Raw genomic sequence first — 16,654 nt, 5'->3', positions numbered from 1 at the left:
AGGTCGATGGCAACAAGCTCACCATCGAGTTCGACCACGCCGGCAGGAAGCGCGTTGTCGACAGCTTCGTCGCACCGTTCTAGAGGGCGCACGCACGGGCGGGAGAGGCGGCTCACCGCAACGTCAGCCTGGTGACGAAGTCACCGCGACTCTAGGCGAGTGACGAAGTCACCGCAACGTGAGCCGAGTGACGAAGTGGCAGGGGCGGTACTTGCGCGTTTCGAGTGCGACGCGCGTTCCCGGCGCCACAGGCGGTTGGCCGCGCGTATCGAGAAAGACCACGAGCCCGCTGTCCGTCACCACTTCCGCCGTGCTCGTCGCCCAGACGCGCACCACGCCGCTGAACGTATGAAATCCCGGCTCGAACTGGTCGAGATCGTCCATCACCCAAGTCTCCTGCTCCACCCCGCGCGGGACGCACAACGGATGTCCCGCGAGCACGCCCTAATCCGGAGGGGAGGCCTCCCGCGTGAGCGGAACAAAGCACACCGGAATGATCTCCCTCAAGACAGTCGATTGATCGCGCCGCTTTTCGACGAGAATGAGTTGTTGCGACTTGCCGCCGACTGGAATGATGAGCCGCCCCCCGGGCGCGAGCTGCTGGATCAGCGGCGCGGGAATCTCGGCCGGTGCCGCCGCGACGAGGATGGCGTCGAACGGCGCCTCCTCCGGCCATCCCAGGGATCCGTCGCCGATGCGGGTGCGGATGTTGGCGAGGCCGAGATCGGCGAACGTCCGCTGAGCCCGCTCGGCGAGCGGCGCGACCACCTCGATCGTGAAGACGGTATCGACCAGGCGCGCGAGAACGGCCGCCTGGTAGCCTGACCCGGTTCCGATCTCGAGCACCCGGTCGCTGGGCGCGAGATCCAGAAGATCGGTCATGAGCGCGACGATGAACGGTTGCGAGATCGTTTGCCCATAGCCGATCGGCAATGGCCGGTTGAGATAGGCGTCCGGGACGAGATCCGGCGGGACGAAGAGATGCCGCGGCACCGCGCTGAGCGCGGCCAATACGCGCGGTGCCAATCCGCGCGCCGAGCGCGCGCCGCGCTTATGCGCATGCCCGTGCAGGTCTTCGCGTGAGGAGCGCTGCGCGCGGGCATACTCCGCCGCCATCAGCTCGACCTCGCGCACCATGGCGTCGCGCAGCGCCTTCGTCTCGTCGTCGGATATGCTCATGTCGGCTCCCGCGTCCGGGCTTCGGATGGAACGTCGGCCGCCGCATCCATCCGCCAAGGGTCGGCGCGACGACGATCCGCGCACGTCGCTCCGACGCCGCAGAATGACATCGTTTCGACCAACTCGAGTCTCACAGAAGGCATGTGCGGATCATCGAGTAGCATCAGGGAGGAGGGAGCATGGTATTCAGTCGCAAGCCCGAGCCGGTGCCGGCCGAGGCGCCGCCTGTCCCGCAACTGCGCCGCACGGATCGGAGCCTCGGAGCAGAGAAACAGCATCTGCACACCGTCGCATCCGCAGGCATCACCACGCAATCCGTAATCGGCAACGACCTGTCGATCGAAGGTCAGTCCATCACCATCCGTTGCAAAGGGTCGCTCAAGGTTCTTGGCAACATCCAGGCCGATCTGCACAGCCGCGAGCTCGAGGTCGGCAAGGAGGCTTTGATCCAGGGCGCCGTCGCCGCGGAGACCATCGACGTGTTCGGTCGCGTCAGCGGCGCCATCATGGGCCGGCACGTAGTGCTGCATTCGACCGCCCAGGTCGAAGGCGACATTCACAGCCATCTCCTGTCCATCGAGCAGGGCGCGGCCTTCGACGGCCGCTCGCGCCGGGTCGCCGATCCGTCGGAGATCGCTCCCGAGCTCGAAACGCGCGTGACGGCAGGCCCGGGCGTTCCGCCCGCGGTGCCGAGCTTCACCCACATGATGTCGGGCTGAGGCCCGGCGGGAGTCCACAACACCCGTCCGGACATGATAGCAAGCTTCGGGGGAGGGTGCCGGTATCCACCGGCCCGTCCCCCGGATTGTTCGGACTCCCATGAACTATCGCCACATCTATCACGCCGGAAATTTCGCGGACGTCCTGAAGCACGCCGTGCTCACGCTCGTCGTCGGGCACATGAGGCGAAAGGAGGCCCCGTTCCGCATCGTCGACACGCATGCAGGCACCGGTCTCTACGATCTCGCAAGCGGAGAAGCCGAGCGGACGGGGGAATGGCGGGACGGCATCGGGCGTCTCCTCTCTGCCGCGCCGCCCGTTGAGATCGCGGCCATGCTGGCGCCCTATCTCGACATGGTCCGGGCCGAGAACGGCGGCGGCGAACGGATCCTCCGCTACCCCGGAAGCCCGCTCGTCGCCCGTCGCCTCATGCGGCCCGTGGATCGGCTTGTGGCGAATGAAGCCCATCCCGAGGAAGCCGCGCCCCTCGCGGCCCTCTTTGCCAAGGATCGTCAGGTCAAGGTGCTGAGTCTCGACGGGTGGACCGCGCTCAAAGCGGTGCTGCCGCCCAGGGAGCGGCGCGGTGTCGTCCTGATCGATCCGCCGTTCGAGGAGCCGGGGGAGTTCGAGCGTCTCTGCGATGGGCTCGCAACCGCGTACCGCCGCTTCGCGACCGGCACGGTTATTCTCTGGTATCCCATAAAGGACGTGGGCGCGGTCTCCGCGTTTTCGCGCGACGTCGCAGCGCTCGGCATTCCGAAGCTGCTGTCGGTCGAGTTGTTCACCGGCACGCCGCGCCCGGACGGGCCTCTCGTCGCGACCGGTCTCGTTATCCTCAATCCGCCCTTTATGCTGGACGCGAAGCTCGCGACGCTGCTGCCGTATCTGGCCGCCCTGTTCGCGCGCGACGAAGGTGCTGAGGGCCGGGTCGCATGGCTCGCAGGCGAGCGCATGACGTCCGCGTGAGGCACGGTCTTTTTGCGTGCGTTCGCGCCCGACGGCGGACGGCTTGCGGCAGACGAATTCGCGCCAGTTGTTGACCGGCAACGAGCAACGGGAAATCGCACGCAACGGCTGGTTTTCCTGTGAACGACGGATGGGCGGCGCTCTTTAAGTCGGGCAGGATCTGCTACGCGCAGGGACTGCTCGAATTTTTCCAGGGAGATGGAGCGATGTTGAAAGCGGTGCGTTTGACGACGGCGCTTGTGGCCGTTGCGGGCCTTGCGGCCATGACGGCGTCGGCCGAGGCCAAGACCTGCGTCAAGAAGGGCGCGATCGGCGAAGCGGGAAGCCAGCAGGACGCGAAGCTGCAGGTGGACGAAGCGCTGCTTCAGGCGGTGGACTGGGGCGCCTGGGCCGCGTGGATGGGCTCGAACCACAAGGTCGGCGCGGCAGCGAACCTGCCCGGCTATACGTTCGGCCCGCGCACCTATAGCTGCAAGCAGGGCGGCTCGTGGGGGTGGACCTGCCGCGGTTCTGCCACGATCTGCAAGCTGTGAGCCTGGAGCGACCGAGGGGAGCGATGCGCCGCGCCCTCTCGTGAGGGGCGCGGCGTCCTTTTCGGAAGCAGCGCGCCGCGCAGCTGATCGGGAGCAGAAATGCGGACCGACAGCGACCGGCGTGACGTGGTGCGAGGTCGCACCGGCGGGAAGATTGTCGGTAAGTGTTTTGGCCCGTTGGCAAACCTGCGCATAATGTCGCCAAGTGGACTAGGCATGCTGGCCGGACACGGCTATAGCAGCACAAACGCCAGATGACCTTCGGCCGTTACGGAGAAACGTGATGGGTTTCGTGTCCAGGATTGCTCTTGCCGCCGCTCTGACCGGCGCGCTCGCCGTCGCCCATCCGGCCCTGGCGGGCTGCAAGCGCATGGGCTTCACGGTCAACGACTACGGCAAGGAAGGCCCCACCCGCGATTCGAAGGAGCTGCTCGACAAGCACATCGCGACGTGGGCTGCGGAGCAGGGCATCGACAAGTATTCGGTCGGCAAGAAGGACGTGAGCTGCGATCTCTTCCTGAACCTGATCGTCGTCGACGAGCACACCTGCACGGCATCCGCGACCGTCTGCTGGGGATCGGACATCAACAAGCTGAAGCAGCAGGACGCGAGCACGAAGTCGAAGAAGAAGGAAGCCGCGGCGAAGGCCGAGAAGGCCGCGTCCGAGGCCAAATCTTCCGCTGAGGCCCAGTCGTCGGATGCGAAGGCGTCCGATGCGAAGCCTGCCGAGGCTGCGGCAGAGACGCCGCCGGCAGAAACCCGGCAGGCCGAGGAGAAGCCCGAGATCCCCAAGGCTGAGAAGCCGGCCACTGCGGCGCATGACGCGACGCCCACGGTCGAGACGGGGACCATCCCGGTTCCGCCGACGGCTGCGGCTGCTGCCGCTGCGGTATCGCCCGTCGCGGAGCCTGCGGCCGTCGAGCCGCCGGCTGTCGTGACCCCCGCCGCGAGCGCGAGCGAAGAGGCGACCAAAGCGGCTGCTGCCGCTGCGGAATCGGCTGCGGCTGCCGCCGAGCGCGCGGCTGCGGCCGCGGAGCGGGCAGCCCAGGCCGCCGAGCGTGCCGCCGCGACCATGGCTCAGCAGCAGGCGCCGGCCGCCGCCACGCCTGACGCGTCGGCCCCCGCGGTTCCGGTCGCGCCCATCGCGCCGACACCCTAGGTCATGATCTCGAGTCTTTCGGTCCCTCTCCCACCGGGAGGGGGGACCGTAAGACGTGAGCATCTCCCTTCACCTCTGCTCCATGCGCAGCATGGCTCTCTGCCGCGAGACGGGGAGAGGGTTGCGGCGCGGATCGGGGAAGGCCGGTCCTCCGCAGTCGGAAGGGCTCTCGATTGAGATGGAACTTCGCGCCCCAACTTGCTTCGGGCCGTTCCTTCAGGAGGCGTCACGTCTTCTTCGCTGCGAGCCGGTCGAGGCGCAGCCTGTGGCGCTCATCCGTGAGCAGGAGCACCGAGCCGAGGCCGGCCGCCACCACCGCCACGCCCGTCGAGCCGGCGATGAGGAACATGATCATCACCTGATACTGCGCGGCCGAGACGGGATCGATGCCGGCCAGAATCTGGCCCGTCATCATGCCGGGGAGCGCCACCACGCCCGTCGTCGCCATTGCCGTCACGATGGGCATGAGCCCGGTCGTGAGCGCGCGCCGGAGAATGGCATCGAACGCCTCGAAGCGCCCGGCGCCGAGCGCGATGCGGGCCTCGATCGCCGGCCGTTCGCGCACCGCGGCGGAGGTCACGGCGTCGAGGACGAGGCTCGTCCCCGAGAGCGCATTGCCGAGCATCATGCCGAACAGGGGCAGCACGTAGCGCGGCGCGTACCACGGATCCGGACCGATCACGATCGTCGTTGCGAACAGCGTGGCGATGAGACTGGAGAAAAAGGGCGCTCCCGCACCGAGCGCGAACGCGAGGCCGCCACCGATGCGCCGCTCCGGCCGCGAGACGACCTCATAGGCCGCCGCTGCCGCCATGAAGAGAGCGAACGCGATCGTCCAGAGCGGAGAGTTGAGGGCGAAGATGAAGCGCAGCGCCAGCGCCACGATCGAGAGCTGCACGACCATGCGCACGGCGGAGATGGCGAGCGAGCGCTCGAGCCCGAGTCGGAACCAGAACGACACCGCGCCGTTCGCGAGCAACAGCAGCGCCGCGAAGACGAGATCCGTGAGGGTCAGCGGAACGTAGGTCATGACGGCGATGTCCGTGGCGTATTGGATGCGTGGTCGGGCGGCGCGAGTTGCAGGCGCGTATCCGCGAGGCGCCCGATGAGACCGCCGTCGTGGCTCGCGATCAGGACGCTGCGCCCCGCGAGCAGTTGAAATCTGATCAGCTCCTCGACCAGCGCCGTCGCGGCAACGTCGAGCGCAGCCGTCGGCTCGTCGAGGAGAAGCACCTTTGGCTCGCCGACGAGCGCGCGCACGAGCGCGATGCGCTGCCGCTCGCCGGTGGAGAGGAGGCTCACGGGGCGATCGAGCATGTCCTCCTCGAGCCCGAGCGCGGCGAGCAGGCGCACGACGCGCGCGCGCGATCCGGGAACGGCGGGCAACGTGTCGCGCGGCGTGTCGGTCCACCAGCCCGGCTCCGCCGCCACGTAGCGGACCGCCTGGCGCCAGACGAGCGGGGCCGTCTCGTGCCGCTCGATGCCGTCGATGAAGACCTGGCCCTCTACCGGATCGAGGTCGGCGATCGCGCGCAGGATCCGCGTCTTGCCCGATCCGGACGGACCCTCGATGGCGAGGCATTCGCCGTTCGAGACGCCGAACGACAGCGGCGGCAAAGATCCGACCCGAAGATGCTCGACGCGCAGCAAGAAACGGTCCCTATCGTCAAAGTGAGGATAGCGACGCTTAGCAAGTGCGGGGGGCCGAAGCCAGATGCGCCGATGCCTCGCATCGGCCGTTCATCACAAAAAACGGCGGATCAGGCGGCAAGGCCGGCGCTGGCCAGCGTCTCCAGGAACTGGGTGTGGTCGAACGGCTTCATCAGGTAGGTATCCGCCCCGGCCGAGAGGGCGCGCGAGATATCAGTCGGATCGTTCTCGGACGTTGCATAGATGATGAGCGGACGATGCCGGGAACCGCCGGCGAAGCGGAGCGCGTCGAGGAACTCGACAGGCGTTTTACCCGGCAGCCGCCAATCGAAGATGAGCACGTTGATCTTGGTGTCGCGGCACACCGCGAGCGCCCCATCGGCGGTCTCCGCCTCCAGCACGTCGAACGACATCTGCTCGAGGTAATGCCGCGCGACCTTGCGAATGATCTCCGACGGGTCTGCGATCAGGCAGCGCTTCATTGGTCGACTGATCTCCGGGCCGGGACGTGGAGCAAGGCGTTCGAGCGGGCGCGGTGCCGGCCTGCGGCACGCGACCGGCGGACGGATCCGCCAGTTATTTGTGATGCAAAGGAGTTAACGGTTGGTTGCGGCAAGTCCTGCGCGGAGGCGGAGCCGGCGGAGAAACGCCGGCAGGCCGCGCCAGATCATGATCACTCATCGGTCTCATCGAGGAATGAGAGGGTGGTCCCGATTCAATCAGAAATGATCACGCTCTAAGCCAGCGCCGAGAGCAGCACGTCAGAGCCGTCCTTGACGATGGAGAGCTTCATGTCCGCGGCTTGAGCGAGCCGCCACGTGTAGTACGCCTGGATGGTCAGCGCATCGAGGGCGGGCACGCCCTCGCCCGAGATGAACTCACCGAGATGCTGCGGAGCCCGCGCGCCCGTACCCCGGCAGCGCAGCACGAAGCTTGGCGCCTCCGTCGTCCCCTGCATCAAGACCTCGATCTCGCCCCCGCGCGGCAACGCCGTGACAGCCATTGCGACGAGATTGAGCAGCAGCTTCACCTTGTCCTTGGCCATGTAGCCCGCAAGGCCGTGCCAGACGAGCTTGTGCTTCCCGTTGCCGATGAAGCCGCGCGAGATCTGCTCGGCCGTGCCGAGGTCGATGAGGGCACCGGCCGACCCCGCGGCCCCGAACGCGAAGCGCGCGAACTGGAGCCGCGCGGAGGCCTGCTCGGTGACGTTGCGGATGACGGACAGCGCGTAGGACTTCGCTTCCTCGTCGTCGTCCTCGTTGAGGATCTCGAGGCCGTTGTAGATGGCGCCCACGGGACCGATCACGTCGTGGCAGATCTTGCTCGAGATCAGAGCGGCAAGCTCGAGATCCGTGGGTTGGACGCGCTGGGATGCGTCGGTCATGAAGAGGGTCCCCTGAAATGACGTCGCCGTGGCGTTCCGATCGCAAGACATCGCTCGCGCGACAGGGCGCCGTCGCGCAACACGCTGTCCGCTCTGATTACACGCCACCCCGGGATCTGCAAAGGCTGGGCAGCCGGACCTTGAATTTTCGGGCGTAAATGACCTCAGCCTGGAGCGCGTCGGCGTGTGTGCACCGCTCGAACAGCGCAGACGCGCGAATCGCCGCGCGCAGCCGGAGCGAAAAAAAATCTGACGCGAAATTCGTGAGTCGTCGCCATGCCTTGCGTGGCGCGACCTCCACAGGAGGCCCGTCGGGCCGCGGTGCAGCCATAAATTGGTAATACTTTGAAGCAAGGATCAGGCTGGGTTTCGGTGCATTTTCGTGCGCGTCGATGGCAAGCGGTTGCGTCGGTCGCGCCAGCCCAAGGGAATTCAAAAACCCATGATCACGAAACGTCGTCTGCGCGGTCTCTCCGCGCTCGCAGGCGCGGCGCTGCTGCTCGCTGTCCCGGCTCTGGCTCAGAACGCGGAGTGGAGCCCCGACAGCTATCGAAGCGGCGCCTACGCGGCCCCGCGCACTGACGCCCCGTCTTCGAACGACGGCTATGGAAGCACCAACGGCTACGCGGCGGGCAACGGCAGTTATGACGCCGACGCCTATTCCATGGGCGGCGGCGGTCAAGGCTACGGCGGAGATGCCTATGCGACCGCCCGCAGCGCCTCCCCGGGGAACGACGCCTACTCGCCGTCCCGCGACAGCGGCTACGGCGGGGGCGATTCGTATGCGCCGTCCCGCGAGGGCCCGGCCGACAGCTACGGCTACAGCGATCCCGGCCGCCCGGCGGACGGTGGATACGGAGAGCCCTACGCGCCGCCCGGCCAGGAGGCCTATCGCGAGGCACCCCCGCCCTCGAGCCGCGGAACCTACGACCAGAACGAGATCATCGCCGCCGGCCATGGCTTCTTCGGTGCCATCAGCCAGGGGCTCGGCAAGGCGGTCGAATACGTCTTTCAGAGCCAGGGGCGCCCGAACGGCTATATCCTGGGCGAGGACGCCGGCGGCGCCTTCGTCGTCGGCCTGCGCTACGGCGAGGGCATGCTCTACACCAAGGATGCCGGCGACCATAAGGTCTTCTGGCAGGGCCCGTCGGTCGGCTACGATGCCGGCGCCGAAGGGTCGAAGGCCATGGTGCTTGTCTACAACCTGCACGATCCCTCGGATATCTATCACAGATTTGGCGGTGTGCAGGGGGCGGCCTATTTTATCGGCGGCCTCAGCGTGCAGTTTCAGACCTACGGCCCCGTCACGCTCGCGGTCATCCGCTCGGGCGTCGGCATGCGTCTCGGCGCGAACGTCGGTTATCTGAAGTACACGCGCTCCCCCACATGGAATCCGTTATAAGAGCCTGACGAATCCGCGCGGCGCGCGACACACTTGCGCCCGATGCGGGGGGCAGATTAAGTCGCTCGTCGGGCGCGTTCGCCCTCTCCGCGCACGCGGAGGGTGGCGTCTGCTGTTTGCCTGCGGATCGAAAAAGAGAGGAGTGACTCCGGGGATGCGCCGGTGATCACCATCCAGTCGGCCATGCTGGTCGCCCTCGGGTTTTTCACGGCGGGCCTCATCGGCTTCCTGCTGGCGCCGCTCTACGGCCGCCGCTCGGCGCGCATCGCCCGCAACGAGCTGCGCGCGACCCTGCCGCTGTCGTCGGCCGAGATCGCAGCCGACAAGGACCGGCTGCGCGCCGCCTATGCGCTGACCATCCACAAGCTCGAGCAGAAAGTGGAGAAGGGAGCGCTCTCCGCCGCGCGCCAGCGCGTCGAGCTCAACCGCCGCGACGCCGCCATCAGCGAGCTCGAGGGCGAGACCGAGCGGCTGCGGACGCTGCTTGAGGAGCACGAGAACGCCCGCCGCGTCCTCGAGCAGACCATTGCCGAGCGCATGCCGAAGGTGGAGTTCCGCTTGGGCGAGGCAAAGACCCTCCTCGATCGCCGCGACCATGAGATCTCGAAGTTGACGCACGCCTCCCAGCGGCAATCGCAGGCGCTCGAAGAGGCGACGCAGATCAACACCCAGCAGCGCGATGAGATCCACCGTCTCAACGCGACGCTCGCCGCACGCGCCGCGCGCAACCGCGAGACGCTGGCCGACCCCCGCTTCGACGGCGAGGTGGCGCTCAGGGCCGAGATCGAGGCGCTCCGCTCCAAGACGCGCGACCAGTCGGCCGTCATCGGCCGCCTTCAGGCCGCGCTTTCCGGCGGTGGCGCCGGGGCCGGCGGGGCTCAGGACGTTGCGGCGGAGACGGAAGGGGCGCCGGCCAAGGCGATGCCCGCGCGCGAGGCTCCGGAGGCTGCACCTCCGGCCGACGTCAATCTCGCCGCCGAAATCAATCGCCTGCGCAGGGATCTTGTGGACGCCGAGGCCGCATTGCGGTCGGCGCGCGGCATGGCGGAGGCCGGTCACGCGGGCCAGGCGGCGCTCGAGGCGGAGATCCGCACCTTGAAGTCAGCCAACGAGGATCGTGCGGCCGAGGTCGCGAGACTCAAGGCGGCGCTTGCCACCTACGAGGCCGAGGATACCGACGACCGTACGCTCAAGGAGAGCAAGGTCGCCATGCGGGCCCGCTTGAGCGCTCTCCAGGCGGAGGCCGACGAGCAGACCGTCACCATTCAGCGCCTGCGCGCCGAGATCGCCGCCGCCAACGAGAAGCTCGCCCGTCAGGCCGCCCATTTCATGGACGAGATGCGTCGTCTGGGGGCGGGCACGGTCAAGACCGCCGGCCCGCGGCAGGAGGCGGCGGAGCGTCCCAAGGCGTCGCTCGTCGAGCGCATTGCCGCGCCACGCGCCTCGCACTCCGCTCCGTCCAGGATCGGCACGGCCGGCGAGGTCAATCGCGAGACGAGGGATCCCGCGCGCATCAGCGGCTTCCTGCGCGCGCTCGATGGCGCCGCCGCGGCGGTGCCCGGCGAGGAGATCCGCAACGGCGCCGAGCCGAACGGGGCCGCCGCCGGGGAGACGGCCGGCGAAAAGGCGCCGGCCAAGAAGACGGATCGCCGCGCGAGCCTCATCGAGAGGATTACCCGGGCAGAAAAGCCCGTTGCATGAGCGTGCGTTCTTGACAGCGAGGACCGGTGCACGCATTGTCGCGCCGCACCGGGTGATAGGGCCATTTCATCCGGACAAACAGAATTGGCCCAAGTCTAGGGAAGAAAATCCACATAATAAAAATTCGGGGGGTGCCATCGTGCGCCACCCCGAATTCGTTTGAGTGCTCGCGTCTCGCGCCCGCGCGTCGTTGCCGCCTCGACACCATTGCCGGAAGCCCGCGTCTGCGAGGATAATCGGGCCGTGCGGAGGGAGTGCGGATGATCGGGATCGGACTTGGGCTGCTCCTCATCGCCGGCGTGCTCGCGATGCTTGCGGGCGTTGGCGGCAAGGTGCCGGGCGTCCCGGCCTTCGACCCCCTGCCGCTCCTCGGATACGGCGGCGCCGCTGTGCTGCTCGCGATCGGCGCGCTGCTCGTCGCCGATGGCCTCGTCCGGCGCGCCATCCGGCGTCCCACCGCATCGCGGCAGGCCCTGAGAACGGCGCGCCTGACGGCCGCCGCGCTGCTGGCGATGGCCGGCCTCGCGATCGGACTGCCGCTCGCCGCCGGCCCGGCCAACCTCGTGCGCGTCGAAGGAATGCCGTTCGGCTATTACCTCGCCGCCCAGGGCGCTCTGATCGGTCTCGTCATCCTGGCGTTCGTCTGGGCCGCCCGGCAGAACCGCATCGATGCCGGGGAGCCCGACGCATGACCGGGACGGCCGCCGCCGCGGATCGGGCGACGTCGCCCGCGTTTGCGGGCCTTTCGGCAGCGGGGCGTGCAGTTCCGGTGGCGCTCCTCGCGTCTCTGCCGGGTCTGGTCTTCCTCGCCGGCTTCGACCATCTGGCCTTTGGCCTCGGCCTGCTCGCCGGCATCGTTCTCGCAGGTAATCTCATTGCGCCGCATGTCGCGCGCGCGGGCGCTGAGACCGTGACCGGCGCGCTCGAACGGCGCTTTGGGACGCGGGTGTCCTTCGCCGCTGCCGCCGTGGGGCTTCTCGTCGTGGCGTTGCTGCTGTCCGCGGAGCTGACGCTTCTGGGCCTCCTCGCCGAAGCCGGACTCGATCTGCCCTATCTCCCGGTGATCCTGACGGCGTTGGCCCTGAGCGCCGCCGGCGCGCTGTGCCTGAGCGACCGTGCCTTCGGCCGTCTCGCGGCTGGCGCCTGCGTCGTCTTCGCGGCCGGTCTTATCGTGCCGCTGGTCCTGATGGCACTCAAGGCCGGAGCGGTGCCCCCATACTTCGGCTACGGCCACGTCCTGTCCGCCATCGGCGGCCTCGAGGAGGGCTTCGTCGAGAACGGCGTCGTCGATTTCGACACCTTCTCCATGCACGTGACGCCGTTCCTGCGCCTCTCGGGCCTCGATCTCGTGGCGCTCGTTGTGTCGCTGGCGCTGGGAACGGCCGTGCTGCCGCCGCTGGTGTCCGCCCTCACGGCCGGGAGAGATCCGGCGCGCGCGCGCCTCGCAGGCGCCTGGGCCGCGCTCTTCGCCATGCTCGTGCTGATCGCCGTTCCCGCGCTCGCCGCCTACGCCAAGCTTGAGCTTTACAGCACGCTCGCACGCGAGACCCCGCTCGCCGCTGTGCCCGGCTGGCTCGAAGCGCCGCTCCGCGCCGGCGTCGCGCGTCTTCACGGCACGTCGGTTTATCTTCTGGCCGCCGTGGCCGACGCCGTGCGTGCGGGACATGCTGATGCCGCCGCCGTCTCAGGGTATCTGGTGACGGACGCACGCGCCGCGGCACAGTGGGCCGCGCTCGATGACGCCGTGCGCGAGGCTCTGCTCACCTCCGCCCGCGCGCTCGCGGACGGCCAGTCCGCGGCGTCGGCATGGGATGTCTACCGGGCGTCCGTTCTCCCCGCTGCTGCGGCTGCCGCCGGCAACGCCTCTGCCCTGTTGACGCAGGCTGCGCTGGTGGTGGAGCCCGTCGGCCTGTTGCTGGCGCTCCCGGGGCTGGCGGGCGCGCCCGCCTGGGCCGCGCCGGTGCCGGTGCTCGGCACGCTCGCGGCCGCGCTCGTCATGGCCGCGGCGCTTCTGCGAGGATTGCTGCCGGGAGGCGCCGTCGGGGAATGCGAGCTATCCGCGCGCCGACGCGGTCGCGCGGTCGCGCTCCTGCTGGCCACCGGCGCCGTGGCGGCGGGCCTCGCGGCCGCAAGACCCGGCGATCTCGTGGCCATCGTCGTGTCCGCGCTGTCGCTCGCGGCGGCCGGCGTCTTTCCGGCGCTGGCCATCGGCCTCGCCTGGAAGCGCGCTACGGCCGCCGGCGCCATGGCCGCGATCGTTCTCGGCAGCGGCCTGACGCTCTACTACGAGATCGGGATCCAAGTCTTTCCAGCCGCCTTCTACCGCACCTGGGAGCCGCTCTCGAACGCAGGCGCGTTGGCCGTCGAAGAGTTCGCAACGCTCGAAGCGGAGGCGCGCGAGGCCGCAGACGGGGAGGCGAAAACCGAAGCCGAAGCCGCGCGCGACGTGCTGGCGCGCGGGACGGCGACGCGTCGCGGCCTCGCCAACTGGTTCGGCATCGACAGCGCCTCGGGCGCGATCTTCGGCGTGCCGCTGGGGCTCCTCGCGCTCGTCCTCATGAGCCTGCTGACGCGCACCCGCCGCGATCGTGCTCACCCGTAGGCGAGGCGCGGCTGCCACTCGGCGGCTTCGGTCGCGGCAAGGAACTGCGCCACGACGTCGATCGTCTCCGCGTCCCTGAGCAACGGCGCATGTCCCTGCGCCTTGACGACGTAGGACGAAAGCGCGGGATGGCGCCGGCCCATCTCCTCCACGGTTGCGGCCGACAGGATGTCCGACTTCTCGCCCCGCAGCACCAGCACCGGTACGCGCTTCAGCGCCTCGAACTGCGGCCATAAGGCCGGGATCGGCCCGTCGAGCACCGAGAGCGCGTGGGACAGCCCCGCATCGTGTCCGGGCGCCGGCCGGCCCTTGTGCTCGTTGAACCACTGCCGGGCGATCTCGACGCATTCCTCGGCCCCGAGGCCGGGAAACGCGCGCCGCGTCATGTCGTGCACGAGCGCGCCCGCCTCCGTCCACGAGGACGGCAGCGGAATGCGCCCCACGTAGGCGGAGATGCGCCCGAGGCCCTTCTGCTCGATGACGGGGCCGATGTCGTTCAGCACGACGGGCCCGACGGCGCGGGGTTGCGCCGCCGCCATCACCATGGCGATGAGGCCGCCGCGCGACGTGCCGATGATCGAGGCGCCCGCAATTCCCGTGATGGTCATGAAGTCGAGCACGTCCGCCATCTCGCTCGGCACGGTGTAATTGTGCCAGTCGGGATCGTTCTCGGAGAAGCCGCGCCCGCGGTAGTCGAGGGTGTAGACGTCGCGCGGCGTCGCCGGGTGATGCGAAAGGGCTTCCGCGATGACGGTGAAATCGCGTCCGTTGCGCGTGAGACCCGCGAGGCAAAGCACGGGACGCCGGTCGATGCCGTCGTGAAACGCCGCCGGATAGTGCCGGCCGTAGAGCCTGAGCCCGTCGCGGGCGGTGAAGGTGATCTCCCGGAACGCCTGCAACACACGCGTCATGCATTCATCCCCACTGTTGGCTCCCCCAGGACCGCCCAGTCCACGCCGGGAGCAGAAACGCACTTGCTCTTCGCTTCGGGCCTAGCCGTCCGAGGCCTGTTGCGGATGGCGCGCCGCCACGCGCGCCCTGTTGAGATCCTCTTCGAGCCGCAACGCAGCCTGCTCCTCGCCCAGCCGCGCGCGGTAGATCTGGATGTTGGCGAGCACCTTCGCCACGTACTCGCGCGTCTCCTGGATCGGGATGCGCTCGATCCAGTCGATGGGATCGACCTTGGGATCGCGCGGATCGCCGAACTCCCGGATCCACTGCCTGGCGCGGCCGGGCCCCGCATTGTAGCCGGCGAGCGTCAGGATGTAAGAGCCCGAGAAATCGTTCATGCGGTCGCCCACGTACGCCGAGGCCAGCATGGCATTGTAAGACGGGTCGGTCAGTTTCCCGAGGTCGCACTTGATCTTGTAGTCGCGGCAGACGTGCTTGGCCGTGACCGACATGACCTGCAGCAACCCCTTTGCCCCCGCACCCGAGACGATGAGGGTGTTGAACTCCGTCTCCTGCCGCGCGAGCCCGAGCAGCATCGCCGTTTCGGGTGGCTTGCGCAACGGCGTGTAGGCGGGGAAGGGGTGCACCGGATAAGCGTAATAGTAGAGGTTGTGGCCGCGTGCGATGGCCGCCTTGGCCGCCCGCACGGCCGATTGCGTATCGCCGACGGTCTCGGCGAGGTGCGCGACCATGGCCATGTCGGCCTCGTCCTTGAGATGGTACAGGCGGAGCTGGACGAGCAGCGTGCGCAGCACGCTCACATCGAGGCCCGCGCTCTTGGCGATCATGACCGCCCTGGCCGCATCGAGGTTGACGAAGCGTTTGGCCTGCTCGGCCGACGGCACGCGCGGCGGCGATGTGGAGATGGCGAGCCGCCCCGGCTCGAGCCTCTGGCGCGCCAGGAGCGCATGGAAGGTGTCCGGGTCCGCCAGCGCCTGCCGGTAATACTCGTCCGCGGCCGGCTTATTGCCGAGGGCTTCCTCCGTTCGCCCGAGCCAATAGCGCGCCTTGGCGCGGCTCAGGGGGCCGTCCGACGCCTTGTTCATGGCCTGGAAGTGCCTGAGTGCCGTCTTGGGATCCTTGAGATAGCGTAGCGCCAGCCATCCCGCCATGAACGCCTGGTCCTTGAGCGGATTGGCGCTGAGGGGCCCCGCTTCGCGCACGAGCGCGTAGGCGAGCTTGGGATTGCCGCGCGCGAGCGCCTCGTAGGCGTTGGCGCGCCGCTCGATCCACCAGGTGTCGGGCGCGACCGTCAGCGCTTCCTCCGTGGGCGCGCCGAGCAGGAGCTTTGCCGCTTCCTCGGTTTTGCCCGACCGCCGGAGCGCCTGGATGCGGTGGAACACGAGGCCCCAGTCGGGCACCCGCTCGGCGGGCAGCGTCTCGATGGATTTGCGCGCGCCGTCGGAGCCCAGGAACACCGCGAGCCGCGCGTTGGCTTTCTTCTGCTCGGCCGCGGGGAGAAGCGGAATGAGCCGCCGCACGACGGCCGCCCGCTGCGACTTCTCGCCGTTCCAGCGGATGTCCTCGATCAGGAGGCGGTCGAGCCGCCACTTGTGATCGGCAGGCGTCAGGAGCGCGCCGAACCTGACCAGGAACCCCGGCTCGAGGGCCGCCGGCAGGATCGTCTCGCGCCAGGCTTTGGCCGCGAGCCGGCGCGCCTCGTCCGTATTGCCCTCGGCGAGGTAGGCCGAGGCGAGCGCGGCCAGTCCCACGCCACTGTCCGGCGCGCGCCGCGTGAAATGGGATTTGATCTCGGACGAGCTGCCGCCTTGCGTGAAGAGCGCTTCTTCCAGCTTTTGCGTCAGCGTGCTGCGGTCGCCCCAGGCCGGATTGGCCTCGAGGAAGGTGCGGTACTCGGCCGGCGTGCCGAAGCCCTTGCGCAGGCGGTACCAGTCGACGAGCTTGCGTGCGGCCGCGTCCTCGATCTCGCGCTTGAGGGCGTTCGCCTGCTCGATATCGACCTTGGCGCCCGAGAGCGCCTTGACAGCCGCGCGCAGGCGCTGTGCGTCTCCGGCGGAGAGCGAATAGGTGCGGAGCGGCGCGAGCGCCTTGTCGAGTTGCGCCATGAAATCGCGTTCGGCCTTGGACGGATTGGCCGGCTTGGGAAGCATGCCTTGCGCCGCGGCCGGGGGGACCGGCACGAAGAGGAGAAGGGCGAGCGCCAAGAGGGCGTGAAGCCCGCGCCATAGGGCTCCGAGCCTGCGTCCGGGGCCGCGGCCGGCGATCGATGTCGGGGTGTGCTCGGTCACGGTCATCCTCGTCGCGGCATGCCTCTCGGCCGTCGATTTATGAAGGTACGGTAAGCCGCCGCCGCATTTTGGCCGGTCATTATCGGGAAATTAGCGGTACGCGATATGAAACGCCACGTCGGCTTGCGGGCTGACGCCCGAGCGCATAATGTTCATCA

The 16,654-nt window shown here is 68.6% G+C and carries 16 protein-coding genes; 8 read left to right on the top strand and 8 right to left on the bottom strand.

Annotation, left to right across the window (positions count from 1 at the left end):
- Positions 1-168 precede the first annotated feature (168 nt).
- Both V7082_RS12270 and V7082_RS12265 read right to left on the bottom strand, forming a co-directional pair.
- Positions 169-384 carry a hypothetical protein gene (locus V7082_RS12270; protein ID WP_334148914.1) on the bottom strand — a complete coding sequence of 72 codons (216 nt, stop codon included), beginning with the start codon at positions 382-384 and terminating at the stop codon, positions 169-171.
- A gap of 60 nt (positions 385-444) precedes the next feature.
- On the bottom strand, positions 445-1,179 hold the full coding sequence (locus tag V7082_RS12265; protein WP_334148912.1) for a protein-L-isoaspartate(D-aspartate) O-methyltransferase: 735 nt from the start codon (positions 1,177-1,179) through the stop codon (positions 445-447).
- A gap of 179 nt (positions 1,180-1,358) precedes the next feature.
- Between V7082_RS12265 and V7082_RS12260 the strand changes: the two genes are divergently transcribed.
- The 4 genes from V7082_RS12260 (at position 1,359) to V7082_RS12245 (ending at position 4,557) form a co-directional block, all read left to right on the top strand.
- Positions 1,359-1,898 carry a bactofilin family protein gene (locus V7082_RS12260; RefSeq protein ID WP_334148910.1) on the top strand — a complete coding sequence of 180 codons (540 nt, stop codon included), beginning with the start codon at positions 1,359-1,361 and terminating at the stop codon, positions 1,896-1,898.
- A 100-nt stretch (positions 1,899-1,998) separates the two neighbouring features.
- Positions 1,999-2,865, top strand: a complete 867-nt coding sequence (locus tag V7082_RS12255; protein ID WP_334148908.1) for a 23S rRNA (adenine(2030)-N(6))-methyltransferase RlmJ — start codon at positions 1,999-2,001, stop codon at positions 2,863-2,865.
- A 206-nt stretch (positions 2,866-3,071) separates the two neighbouring features.
- Positions 3,072-3,398 carry a hypothetical protein gene (locus tag V7082_RS12250; protein ID WP_334148906.1) on the top strand — a complete coding sequence of 109 codons (327 nt, stop codon included), beginning with the start codon at positions 3,072-3,074 and terminating at the stop codon, positions 3,396-3,398.
- Positions 3,399-3,681: 283 nt separating this feature from the next.
- Entirely contained in the window at positions 3,682-4,557 is an 876-nt protein-coding gene (locus V7082_RS12245; RefSeq protein WP_334148905.1) for a hypothetical protein, read from the top strand.
- Positions 4,558-4,783: 226 nt separating this feature from the next.
- Here V7082_RS12245 and V7082_RS12240 read toward each other — a convergent pair whose 3' ends face one another.
- From V7082_RS12240 to chpT, 4 genes are all read right to left on the bottom strand, one after another.
- Positions 4,784-5,587 carry an ABC transporter permease gene (locus V7082_RS12240; RefSeq protein WP_334148903.1) on the bottom strand — a complete coding sequence of 268 codons (804 nt, stop codon included), beginning with the start codon at positions 5,585-5,587 and terminating at the stop codon, positions 4,784-4,786.
- Positions 5,584-6,207 carry an ABC transporter ATP-binding protein gene (locus V7082_RS12235; protein WP_334148901.1) on the bottom strand — a complete coding sequence of 208 codons (624 nt, stop codon included), beginning with the start codon at positions 6,205-6,207 and terminating at the stop codon, positions 5,584-5,586. The genes V7082_RS12240 and V7082_RS12235 overlap by 4 nt, the downstream gene beginning before the upstream one ends.
- 110 nt (positions 6,208-6,317) lie before the next feature.
- Positions 6,318-6,689, bottom strand: coding sequence for a response regulator (locus V7082_RS12230; protein WP_334148899.1), 372 nt, complete (start codon positions 6,687-6,689; stop codon positions 6,318-6,320).
- Between the two features lie 254 nt (positions 6,690-6,943).
- Entirely contained in the window at positions 6,944-7,591 is a 648-nt protein-coding gene (gene chpT / locus V7082_RS12225) for a histidine phosphotransferase ChpT (RefSeq protein WP_334148898.1), read from the bottom strand.
- A 442-nt stretch (positions 7,592-8,033) separates the two neighbouring features.
- Here chpT and V7082_RS12220 point away from each other — a divergent pair, with 442 nt between their 5' ends.
- From V7082_RS12220 to V7082_RS12205, 4 genes are all read left to right on the top strand, one after another.
- Positions 8,034-8,993: a DUF1134 domain-containing protein gene (locus V7082_RS12220; RefSeq protein ID WP_334148896.1), complete on the top strand. Its 960-nt coding sequence runs from the start codon at positions 8,034-8,036 to the stop codon at positions 8,991-8,993.
- A gap of 162 nt (positions 8,994-9,155) precedes the next feature.
- Entirely contained in the window at positions 9,156-10,694 is a 1,539-nt protein-coding gene (locus V7082_RS12215) for a hypothetical protein (RefSeq protein WP_334148894.1), read from the top strand.
- A gap of 260 nt (positions 10,695-10,954) precedes the next feature.
- Positions 10,955-11,386: a DUF4212 domain-containing protein gene (locus V7082_RS12210; protein ID WP_334148892.1), complete on the top strand. Its 432-nt coding sequence runs from the start codon at positions 10,955-10,957 to the stop codon at positions 11,384-11,386.
- The gene (locus V7082_RS12205; RefSeq protein ID WP_334148890.1) at positions 11,383-13,296 is read left to right on the top strand and encodes a sodium:solute symporter family transporter; all 1,914 of its coding nucleotides are present in this window, start codon (positions 11,383-11,385) and stop codon (positions 13,294-13,296) included. The genes V7082_RS12210 and V7082_RS12205 overlap by 4 nt, the downstream gene beginning before the upstream one ends.
- Here V7082_RS12205 and V7082_RS12200 read toward each other — a convergent pair.
- On the bottom strand, positions 13,287-14,207 hold the full coding sequence (locus V7082_RS12200; RefSeq protein WP_334148888.1) for an alpha/beta fold hydrolase: 921 nt from the start codon (positions 14,205-14,207) through the stop codon (positions 13,287-13,289). The two genes, V7082_RS12205 and V7082_RS12200, sit on opposite strands and share 10 nt — an antisense overlap.
- 81 nt (positions 14,208-14,288) lie before the next feature.
- Positions 14,289-16,496: a transglycosylase SLT domain-containing protein gene (locus V7082_RS12195; RefSeq protein WP_334148886.1), complete on the bottom strand. Its 2,208-nt coding sequence runs from the start codon at positions 16,494-16,496 to the stop codon at positions 14,289-14,291.
- Between the last annotated feature and the right edge of the window lie 158 nt (positions 16,497-16,654).

Origin of the sequence: Hyphomicrobium sp., from assembly GCF_036833075.1 — a bacterium.
Classification (GTDB): domain Bacteria; phylum Pseudomonadota; class Alphaproteobacteria; order Rhizobiales; family Hyphomicrobiaceae; genus Hyphomicrobium_C.
The sequence above is the reverse complement of the archived record's forward strand: the minus strand, read 5'-3'. Positions and strand labels throughout refer to the sequence as shown.

Bases quoted from the DNA above. Each gene is read 5' to 3' on its own strand.
- V7082_RS12270 (WP_334148914.1), bottom strand. From the start codon at position 384: ATGGACGATCTCGACCAGTTCGAGCCGGGATTTCATACGTTCAGCGGC.
- V7082_RS12265 (WP_334148912.1), bottom strand. From the start codon at position 1,179: ATGAGCATATCCGACGACGAGACGAAGGCGCTGCGCGACGCCATGGTG.
- V7082_RS12260 (WP_334148910.1), top strand. From the start codon at position 1,359: ATGGTATTCAGTCGCAAGCCCGAGCCGGTGCCGGCCGAGGCGCCGCCT.
- V7082_RS12255 (WP_334148908.1), top strand. From the start codon at position 1,999: ATGAACTATCGCCACATCTATCACGCCGGAAATTTCGCGGACGTCCTG.
- V7082_RS12250 (WP_334148906.1), top strand. From the start codon at position 3,072: ATGTTGAAAGCGGTGCGTTTGACGACGGCGCTTGTGGCCGTTGCGGGC.
- V7082_RS12245 (WP_334148905.1), top strand. From the start codon at position 3,682: ATGGGTTTCGTGTCCAGGATTGCTCTTGCCGCCGCTCTGACCGGCGCG.
- V7082_RS12240 (WP_334148903.1), bottom strand. From the start codon at position 5,587: ATGACCTACGTTCCGCTGACCCTCACGGATCTCGTCTTCGCGGCGCTG.
- V7082_RS12230 (WP_334148899.1), bottom strand. From the start codon at position 6,689: ATGAAGCGCTGCCTGATCGCAGACCCGTCGGAGATCATTCGCAAGGTC.
- chpT (WP_334148898.1), bottom strand. From the start codon at position 7,591: ATGACCGACGCATCCCAGCGCGTCCAACCCACGGATCTCGAGCTTGCC.
- V7082_RS12220 (WP_334148896.1), top strand. From the start codon at position 8,034: ATGATCACGAAACGTCGTCTGCGCGGTCTCTCCGCGCTCGCAGGCGCG.
- V7082_RS12210 (WP_334148892.1), top strand. From the start codon at position 10,955: ATGATCGGGATCGGACTTGGGCTGCTCCTCATCGCCGGCGTGCTCGCG.
- V7082_RS12205 (WP_334148890.1), top strand. From the start codon at position 11,383: ATGACCGGGACGGCCGCCGCCGCGGATCGGGCGACGTCGCCCGCGTTT.
- V7082_RS12200 (WP_334148888.1), bottom strand. From the start codon at position 14,207: ATGACGCGTGTGTTGCAGGCGTTCCGGGAGATCACCTTCACCGCCCGC.